Below are 8238 nucleotides of genomic sequence, written 5' to 3' on the forward strand. Positions count from 1 at the left end.
AAGTCAGTTTCGGCCTGCGATCATTGCCCCACGATGCGTCTACTAGTGGTCGAAGACGAGCACCGGCTCGCCGCCGGACTGCGCAAGGGCCTCGAGGCCGAGGGTTTCGCCGTCGATGTCGCGCACAACGGCACCGACGGCATCTGGATGGCGCGGGAAAACCCTTTCGACGCGATCGTTCTCGACGTCATGCTGCCCGGCGCGAATGGATACCAGGTGTGCCGGACGCTGCGCAGCGACGGCAACTGGACCCCGATCCTGATGCTCACCGCCAAAGACGGGGTGACCGACATTGTGGAGGGCCTGGACACCGGCGCCGACGACTACTTGGCCAAACCGTTCGCATACGCGGTGCTGGTCGCCCGGCTGCGGGCGTTGCTGCGGAGAGGCGCACGCCCCCGGCCCACGGTGCTCGAGGTCGGCGAGTTGCGATTGGATCCGGCGGCGCGTCGGGTGTGGTTGGGCGGCAAGGAAATCGGATTCACCGCCCGCGAGTTCGCGGTCCTGGAGTTCCTGATCCGCCATCCCGGCGAGGTGCTGTCCAAGAAGGACGTCCTCGACCACGTTTGGGACTTCGACTTCGACGGTGATCCCAACATCGTCGAGGTATACGTGCGACGGCTCCGGACGAAGCTGGACGAGCCGGCGATCGAAACCATTCGGGGCGCCGGGTACCGGCTGGTCGCCGATCATGGGTGAGGTAGTTCGACGGATCCGCGCCCGGGTGGGCACAGTGCGGGCGGCCACCACGGTAGTGGCGACGATTGTCGTCGGTGTTGCGCTCGTCGCTGGGGCGGCCGTGCTTCTCATCGTGCTGCGCAACACGCTCGTCGACGAGGTCAAGGATCCCGCTCGCGCCCAGGCGCTCGAAGTGGCGGGTCAGCTCGAATCGGGCCAGCCGCCGGTTCTGGAGGTTGCCGGCAGCGACGAGCAGTTGATTCAGGTGCTTGGCCCGGATGGCGCGGTGCTCGCGTCAAGCCGCAATGTCGCCGGTCAACCCGCGGTGGCGCGGTTGCGGCCACGCGAGTCCGCGCAGATCCCCACGCCATTGGACAACGACGACTTTCTGGCCGTTGCCGAGGGCACACAGACTCCCGAAGGTCCGCGAACGGTGCTGGTGGCCCGTGCGCTGGTTGGCGTTTTCGAGACCACCACGCTGGTCACCGGTCTGCTGTTGGTCGGATTGCCGGTACTGCTGGTCGTGGTGGCCGTCACCACCTGGGCGATGGTGGGCCGCGCGCTCGCCCCGGTCGAGGCGATCCGACGCGAGGTCGACGAGATCTCCGCCGCACAACTGCACAGGCGGGTTCCCCAGCCGGACGTCGACGATGAGATCGGACGGCTGGCCGCAACGATGAACCGCATGCTGGCCCGGCTGGAAGAAGCCCGAAACAGTCAGCGGCGCTTCGTTTCCGACGCGTCGCACGAGCTGCGCTCGCCCATCACCACGATCCGCCAGCACGCCGAGGTCGCCCTCGCGCATCCGGACAGAATCACCACGACCGAACTGGCCGACGTGGTGCTGGCCGAGGAACTCCGGATACAACGACTGGTCGAGGACCTGCTGGTCCTGGCGCGGGCCGACGAACACGTCCCGCCGCAACGTGCGCCCGTCGACCTCGACGACCTGGCGTTCGAGGAGGCCCGGCGCCTTCGGTCCACCACCTCGTTGCAGGTCGACACGTCAGCTGTGGGGGCGGCGCGAGTGCACGGGGACGTCGAGGCGTTGCGGCGGGTGTTGCGCAATCTGGGCGAGAACGCCGCCAGGCACGCCAAGACCCGGGTCGACATCACCCTCGCCGATCGCGGCGGCGACGTGGTGTTGACAGTCGGCGACGACGGGCCGGGGATTCCCGAGGCCGAAAGGCAACGGGTGCTGAAGCGGTTCGTTCGGCTCGACGAATCACGCTCCCGCGACGACGGTGGCAGCGGTCTGGGTTTGGCCATCGTCGACGAGGTCGTCCGGGCGCACGGCGGCTCAATATCGATTTCGCAATCACCACTCGGCGGGGCGCGCGGCGAAGTGACATTTCCCGCCGACAACGGCTGACTTCCGTTCAGGTTGCTGTCAGGAAGCTCGGCGCACGCTGGCGGCCATGAAACTCAAGTACATCGGAATCGTGACGGCGGTGGGCGCGGCGGCGGTCGCGATCGGGACCGGTATCGCGGCGGCGCAGCCCGACGACGGCGAGGGAACACCGATCACCGGCGATGCGCTGGCGCAGGCGACTCAGGCCGCGCTCGCATTCACCGGCGGAGGCACCGTCACCGCCACCGAGGTCGGCGACGAGGAGAGCTATTACCAGGTGGAAGTGACGCTGGCCGACGGCAGGCAGACCGATGTCAACCTCGACCCGGCGTTCCACGTCGTCGGCAGTAAGACCGATCCGGCGGGCGCGGACAACGAACCCGACGGCGACGGCAACTAGGCCCGACGATGGATGCCGCCTCCGGTGGGCAGGAGCGTGGCGACCGGGGCAACAGCACCCGTCGCCGACTCGTCACGCTGGTGATCTGCGTACCGATCGTCTCCACCTTCGGCGTGGCGTGCGGCGGCGGGTCGACACAGGTGGCGGCGGAGTGCATCAAAGTTGTCACCGAATCTGGTGAGAAGACCACTGACTGCCTGCCCGTCGCTCCGGACAGTGAACGGGTCGATCTGGGGACACCGACGTTCAGTCACCCGACCCCGATCACGAATCCGCTACATCCGACCAGCGGGGTCGAGCAGACCATCTACGGCGGTCATGTCGACGGCAAGCCATTCCGCACCGAGGTGACCCTATTGCCGGAGACGAAGGCGACGCCGTATCGCGGCGCGACGATCAACACGGCTCTGATCCAGTACGTGGCATACCTGGACGGCCGCCTCCAAGAGGTGGACATCGATCGGTACGCGCAGGCCGACGACGGCTCGGTGTGGTACTTCGGCGAGGACTATTCCGCTTACGAGGACGGGAAGGTCACCGACACCGAAGGGACCTGGGTGGTCGACGACAAGATACCGGCCGCGCTGATCATGCCGGCCCAACCGCGCGTCGGCAACGTGTATCGCCCGGAGAACGTCCCGGAGGTCGTGTTCGAAGAGGTGCGCGTCGACAAGGTCGACATGAACATCGCCGGCCCGAGCGGAAACATCAGCGGCGCAATGGAAGTCAATGAGCTGCACATGGACGGCACTCGGGAGGGGAAGACCTTCGCGCCGGGATACGGCGAGTTCTCCACCGGAGTCCCAGGCGGAGACCTCGAGGCGGTGTCGCTGGCGTCGCCGACCGACAAAAGGGCGGATGCGGCTCCCGCCGAATTCGGCGCTCTCTCCGCCGCCGCGCGAGGAGTCTTCGACGCCGTCGCGGCGTCCGATGCCGAACGTGCGAAGCAAGCAGCTACGGCGCTGAATCAGGCGTGGGAGGCGGTGCTTGCCAAGGGCATTCCGCCGCAGATGGAGTCGCAGATGAAGAGGGACATCGGCGAGCTCACCACTGCCATAGACGTCAGGGATTGGGGAGGTGCTCAGTCGGCTGCGCTGCGGATCGCGCAAAACGAACTCGATCTGCGGCTGCTGTACCACCGGGTGATCGACGTCGATCTGGCCCGCATGGCCTTGTGGGCAGACCAGCTTCCGGTTGATGTCGCGGCCGACGATGCGGGTGCGGTGCTCGGCGATGTGGCTGCCCTGGAACGGACCTGGGAGCGCACCCGCCCCGGCGTCGAGCAGGCGGGAGCTGTCGACACCGCGCTGAAGGAACTTCGGCAGGCCTCCGACGCCGAAGATCTTCCTGCGGTCGACCGTGCCGCGGCCACGCTCAAGCAGGCCGTGACGGGACTGCACGCCCGCTAGGGCTCTCGCAATACCGAGGCGGGGCGGACCCGCGTGACGGCTGCGAGCGCTGCGGCCATGGCGATGGCCGACGTCAACACCATGAAGGCGATGAACACCGCGAGCGAGCCCGCCGGGACCGTGAGTAGCGGTGGGGGCAGGGCGAAGAAGAGTGAGAGCACTCGAACCTCCAGCAGTGCCAGGCAGAGGCCGACGGGAACACCGATCAGCAGGCTCCCCAGCACGACGAGGACACCCTCGGAAGCCGGGCCCGCCAGGACCTGGGGCGTCTCCGCGCCAACGGCCTGGAGGATCGCGAATTCGCGGCGCCGTTCGAGCACGAGGAACGCCCCGAGCACGGCGACCCCGACCCCGGCGATCAGCGCGGCTCCGAGTGCTTCAATGCGACCGAGCCCTGCGAGGTTCAGCGCGGTGAGGCCACGCTGGAAAGGATTGCCGATCGTCGTCACGCCGAATCGATCGGCCAGGTTTGCGTGGACGTCGGCGGCCACTGTGCTGACCGACTGCCCGGCAGTGACACGGGCAAGGTAGAAGTCGGGGGGCGCCGGCACCGTCTGCGGGATCGCGGCCGCCGACATGACGAGCTCGGCCGGTTGATCGGGCGGCGGGCTCGTCGGAGGAAACGAACCGTAGACGCCGAGGACGTGGAGCTTCAGGTTCGTGCTCTTCTCGTAATCGTCCGGAAAGATCGTGATCGGCAGCGTGTCACCGGGCCCGACCTCGAAGTCGACGGCGAGCTCTTTCAGCAACAGGACTCCCAGCCGGTCGCCGGCGAGCGCTTGGGGGCCCTGACCCTGCAGGATCCGCGGTGCCATCGTGGACACGGCGGGATATGTGGAGAGGTCGATCGCCATGATCGTCTTGCGATCGCTTCCCGCTTGGGCAGGTACGAGGCGGAACGGGCTGACGGCGGCGATCCCGGGGCCGAGTGGGGGTAGCTCGTTGGCCGGATCGGCTGGGGTGAGCCGCATGTCGGAGCCCAAAGCCGCTTGGGCGTCGGTCGATTTCGCGGTGCGATAGGTCGCCGCGAACGCCAACACCTGCGTGCCGAATGCCACCGCCAAGGCTCCGAGGATGAGGGCCACGGCCATGCGTGCCGGACGGCGGCCGGTCCATCGGGTGGCCGCGTCGCGCCAAGAACGCAACGGCTTCGACGGCCCCCGCTCCGCCCGCCGACTCAGGATCGCCAGCACGACGCGGACCGCCAGGAACGTGACCCCCAACCACAGGAAGATGGGTGCCAGCAGCACGTAGAACGACAGTGCCAGGGACGTTCCCTCGATCGGGGTCTGAGACAAACCGCCGGCCAGGCGATTGATGGCGAGGATGCACAGGCCAAGGACGATGAAGATCAGATCGAGGTACGTCCGCTTCCACAGCGGCCTCCACCCACGCTCCAGCACATGGCGTTCCAAGGCGACTTCCGACTCGCGCCCGGCTCTTCTGAGTCGGAGAAGCCGGATGATCGTGGTCGCGGCGCCGACGGCAACGGCCATGATCGCCGTGGTGGCGAGGTCTCCCGGAGCGACACCGCGCCATACGGGTCCATCGGTCACCAAACTGACTGTGGCGACTGCGACGAGGAGTCCGACAGCGGATCCCGCGAGGCCGACGATCGCCGCGTCGGCCGCAGCCAAGCGGATGACCTGCCCGCTCGTGGCGCCTCGGAGCCGGATCAGTGCCTCCTCACGCCGGTTGGCCTCGGCGAGGGCGGACCCGGCAGCAAGACCGAGTGCGCCGGCCGCGAGCACTCCGGGGATCCCCAGCAGGAGGAAGAGGATCTTCGCGTTCGTGGCATCGGACTGTGCAGTCACCAACGTCTCGGCGGCGTTGTCGGCAACTAGGATTGAGCCCGCCGCCCGTCGCTCCAGCAGCGATCGAAGCTGCCCCGACCACGCCGTCGCGCGACTCGGGTTGGGCGGATACGCGGTGTGGTCAACGCTGACGTGGGATTCGACGCTCACGGGCGGCAGATCGGTGGATCCGGGATCGAACACCGGTGAGATTCCCCCGTGGGTGGCCCATTCCTGCAGCACCGGCAGGATGTTGCGCTGGAAAGTGCTGAAGTCGATGACAATTGAGCGGGGAACCGCGACCACATCGCCCTGCACGTCTCCTGAGGGGATCGAGAACCATGTGGTCGCCTGGCGCAGATCGACCGTTCCGGTCACTGGGAGCGCAAGCGAGAGCTTCGGGGCGTCGCCGGGCAACGCGATCGAGATCGTTGCGGCCGAAGCGAATCCGGGAGTGTTGCGAAGTGCCTCATCCAAGAGTGCGCCGCCGCCCGGGCTGCCGCTCACGACGCGGAGCCAGGGGCGACCGGCGAAGTAGGAGGGGTCGACGGCGATCAGGCGGGCTGTCCACTTACCTGCCCCAGGGGCGTCGACCACCACGTTGGTTGCCGCGAACGGTTCGGCGCGGGCGACCGCCGGCACCGCCCCCAGATCGTGGCTGACGGACGTCATGTCGACGTCCAGCGATGTGCCCATCGCCCGCATCTCGATCTGCACCGGTTCCAGTGCCACGCGGGTCATGGCGCGGTCGGCGTCATCGACGAAGAGCATCGTCGCCGCGAGCATCGCGACCGGAAACGCGACCCCGAGGGTGCCGAGCACGAAACGTCTCGGCGCACGCCGGATCGTCAGTGCCGTCAGCCAGCTGATCATTGGAGCCGGCCCGAGTGCATGGCGACCACGCGATCGGCGTGAGCCGCGACGGTGGGATCGTGAGTGACCATGACGACTGCCGCGTCACGCTCGCGCGCGGCGGCAACCAGCAGCCGGACGATCTCCTCAGCGGTCACCGAGTCCAAGCTTCCCGTTGGCTCGTCGGCGAGAACGACCGCGGGTTCGACCACCAGCGCTCGGGCGATAGCGACCCGCTGTTGCTGGCCACCGGAGAGTTGGTCGGTCAGCTTGAGCGCGTGCTGCGCCAGTCCCACTCTCTCCAGCGCCTCGGCCACGCGGCGAGCCCGTGCCGTCGGCTCGACGGCGTCGAGCAGCAACGGCACCTCGACGTTCTCGGCCGCCGTCGCCTGCGGAAGCAGCGCCAGACCTTGAACGATGAAACTGCATGTTTCCCTGCGAAATCGGGCGCGGGCGCGGCCCCGCAGTGTCGCCCAGTCAACGCCGGTCACGCACACCTGACCCGCGTCGGGTACGTCGAGTCCGCCGAGCAGAAATAGCAGGGTGCTCTTCCCAGAGCCGCTTGGGCCGGTAACCGCGACGACCTCGCCCCGCGCGGCGGCGAGCGACACCTGGTCGACACCGCGAACCTGGTGTCCACCACCTTGGTAGGTCCGGGTCACAGCGCGCGCCTCGATGGCCGGCGCGTCAGGCGACATCGAGGATCTCGCCGTCGCGCATGATGAGTCGCTGGTCGGCCCGCTCGGCGACCTGCGGGTTGTGCGTAACCGTGAGGATGCTCGCCCCCTCGCGCGCCTTGAGAGTTGTAAGGAGGTCGAGCACACCTGCGGCCGTCGATTCGTCCAGTTCGCCGGTCGGCTCGTCGGCCAGCAGCACCTGCGGTTGCGGTGCCAGGGCGATGGCGATTGCTGCCCGTTGCGATTCGCCGCCGGACAACTGTCCTGTCCGGTGTCGGCGTCGGTCGGCGAGACCGACCTCGTCCAGAAGTTGGTCGACCCGGGCTCGAATCTCGTTGCGTCCTCGCCCCTCGAGGCGCAGCGGCAGCTCGATGTTCTCGGCGACGTCGAGGAGCGGGTGGAGGTTGTCCCGTTGAAGCACGACGCCCACCCGCTTACGGCGCCAGCGCGCCCGGGCGGGCGGAGGCAGACGGGTGAGGTCTTCACCGTCGACGACCACCGCTCCTCCGCTGGGCTCGACGAGCCCGGCCAGCACGTAGACGAGAGTGCTCTTGCCGCTTCCCGAGGGTCCCATGATGCTCGTCCATGTGCCGGCCTCGAGAGTCAACGCCGCGCCTCGAAGCGCGATGGTCTCGACGTCGGCCTCGCGGTAGATGTGGTACAGCCCAAGCGCTTCCAACGCCGGCCCCGGGGGTGGGTTCATTTCGGCGCCAGGATGGAGACCAGCCACACCTCTTCGCGGTGACCGTTCACGAGCCCGCCCAGCTTGACGAGGCCGACGCTGGGCGCGAAGTACTTGTCTTCGTCCTTGTTGAGGTCGAGGAGGTCGCGATCGTTGGTCACCAGCACGTCGGAGTAGTGGCCGGCTGGGACCTCGGCGGAGGCGCCGAGTTGCTTGATCAGGGCCACGTCCTCCGCGACCGTCGGCCGGTACTCCTGTCGGTAGGCAGCGCCCTGTAACGGGTTGGCCTGCATGATGATGCCGGGCAGCGCTCCGTCGACGCCCGCCTCCCACGAACCGGCGGTGCTGGATACGACCCCGTTCGTGTATTCCTTGGTGTCTTCGCCGAAGTACCAG

The 8238-nt window shown here is 67.9% G+C and carries 8 protein-coding genes; 4 read left to right on the top strand and 4 right to left on the bottom strand.

What is annotated here, in order from left to right:
• Positions 1-33 precede the first annotated feature (33 nt).
• From QOC69_RS03785 to QOC69_RS03800, 4 genes are read left to right on the top strand one after another with little or no spacing between them, the layout of a single operon-like run.
• Positions 34-699, top strand: a complete 666-nt coding sequence (locus QOC69_RS03785) for a response regulator transcription factor (protein ID WP_526436526.1) — start codon at positions 34-36, stop codon at positions 697-699.
• Complete coding sequence (locus QOC69_RS03790; protein WP_526436512.1) at positions 692-2050, top strand: sensor histidine kinase; 1359 nt, start codon at positions 692-694, stop codon at positions 2048-2050. Before QOC69_RS03785 ends, QOC69_RS03790 begins: the two co-directional genes overlap by 8 nt.
• A gap of 46 nt (positions 2051-2096) precedes the next feature.
• A complete protein-coding gene (locus QOC69_RS03795) occupies positions 2097-2429 on the top strand; it encodes a PepSY domain-containing protein (protein ID WP_526436514.1) in 333 nt (110 codons plus the stop codon).
• Positions 2430-2437: 8 nt separating this feature from the next.
• On the top strand, positions 2438-3838 hold the full coding sequence (locus QOC69_RS03800; RefSeq protein WP_526436516.1) for a hypothetical protein: 1401 nt from the start codon (positions 2438-2440) through the stop codon (positions 3836-3838).
• Here QOC69_RS03800 and QOC69_RS03805 read toward each other — a convergent pair.
• The 4 genes from QOC69_RS03805 to QOC69_RS03820 form a co-directional block, all read right to left on the bottom strand.
• A complete protein-coding gene (locus tag QOC69_RS03805) occupies positions 3835-6504 on the bottom strand; it encodes an ABC transporter permease (RefSeq protein ID WP_526436518.1) in 2670 nt (889 codons plus the stop codon). The genes QOC69_RS03800 and QOC69_RS03805 overlap by 4 nt on opposite strands.
• Positions 6501-7145, bottom strand: a complete 645-nt coding sequence (locus tag QOC69_RS03810) for an ABC transporter ATP-binding protein (RefSeq protein ID WP_526436520.1) — start codon at positions 7143-7145, stop codon at positions 6501-6503. Before QOC69_RS03810 ends, QOC69_RS03805 begins: the two co-directional genes overlap by 4 nt.
• A gap of 25 nt (positions 7146-7170) precedes the next feature.
• A complete protein-coding gene (locus QOC69_RS03815; protein WP_526436522.1) occupies positions 7171-7863 on the bottom strand; it encodes an ABC transporter ATP-binding protein in 693 nt (230 codons plus the stop codon).
• A partial coding sequence (locus tag QOC69_RS03820; protein WP_526436524.1) for a hypothetical protein occupies positions 7860-8238 on the bottom strand: 379 nt, incomplete at its 5' end. The genes QOC69_RS03820 and QOC69_RS03815, both read right to left, overlap by 4 nt.

The organism is Mycobacterium sp. (assembly GCF_032162105.1).
GTDB lineage: Bacteria > Actinomycetota > Actinomycetes > Mycobacteriales > Mycobacteriaceae > Mycobacterium.

Excerpts from the sequence above, each read along its gene's own strand:
- QOC69_RS03785 (WP_526436526.1), top strand. The coding sequence starts at position 34 with ATGCGTCTACTAGTGGTCGAAGACGAGCACCGGCTCGCCGCCGGACTG.
- QOC69_RS03795 (WP_526436514.1), top strand. The coding sequence starts at position 2,097 with ATGAAACTCAAGTACATCGGAATCGTGACGGCGGTGGGCGCGGCGGCG.
- QOC69_RS03815 (WP_526436522.1), bottom strand. The coding sequence starts at position 7,863 with ATGAACCCACCCCCGGGGCCGGCGTTGGAAGCGCTTGGGCTGTACCAC.
- QOC69_RS03805 (WP_526436518.1), bottom strand. The coding sequence starts at position 6,504 with ATGATCAGCTGGCTGACGGCACTGACGATCCGGCGTGCGCCGAGACGT.
- QOC69_RS03800 (WP_526436516.1), top strand. The coding sequence starts at position 2,438 with ATGGATGCCGCCTCCGGTGGGCAGGAGCGTGGCGACCGGGGCAACAGC.
- QOC69_RS03790 (WP_526436512.1), top strand. The coding sequence starts at position 692 with ATGGGTGAGGTAGTTCGACGGATCCGCGCCCGGGTGGGCACAGTGCGG.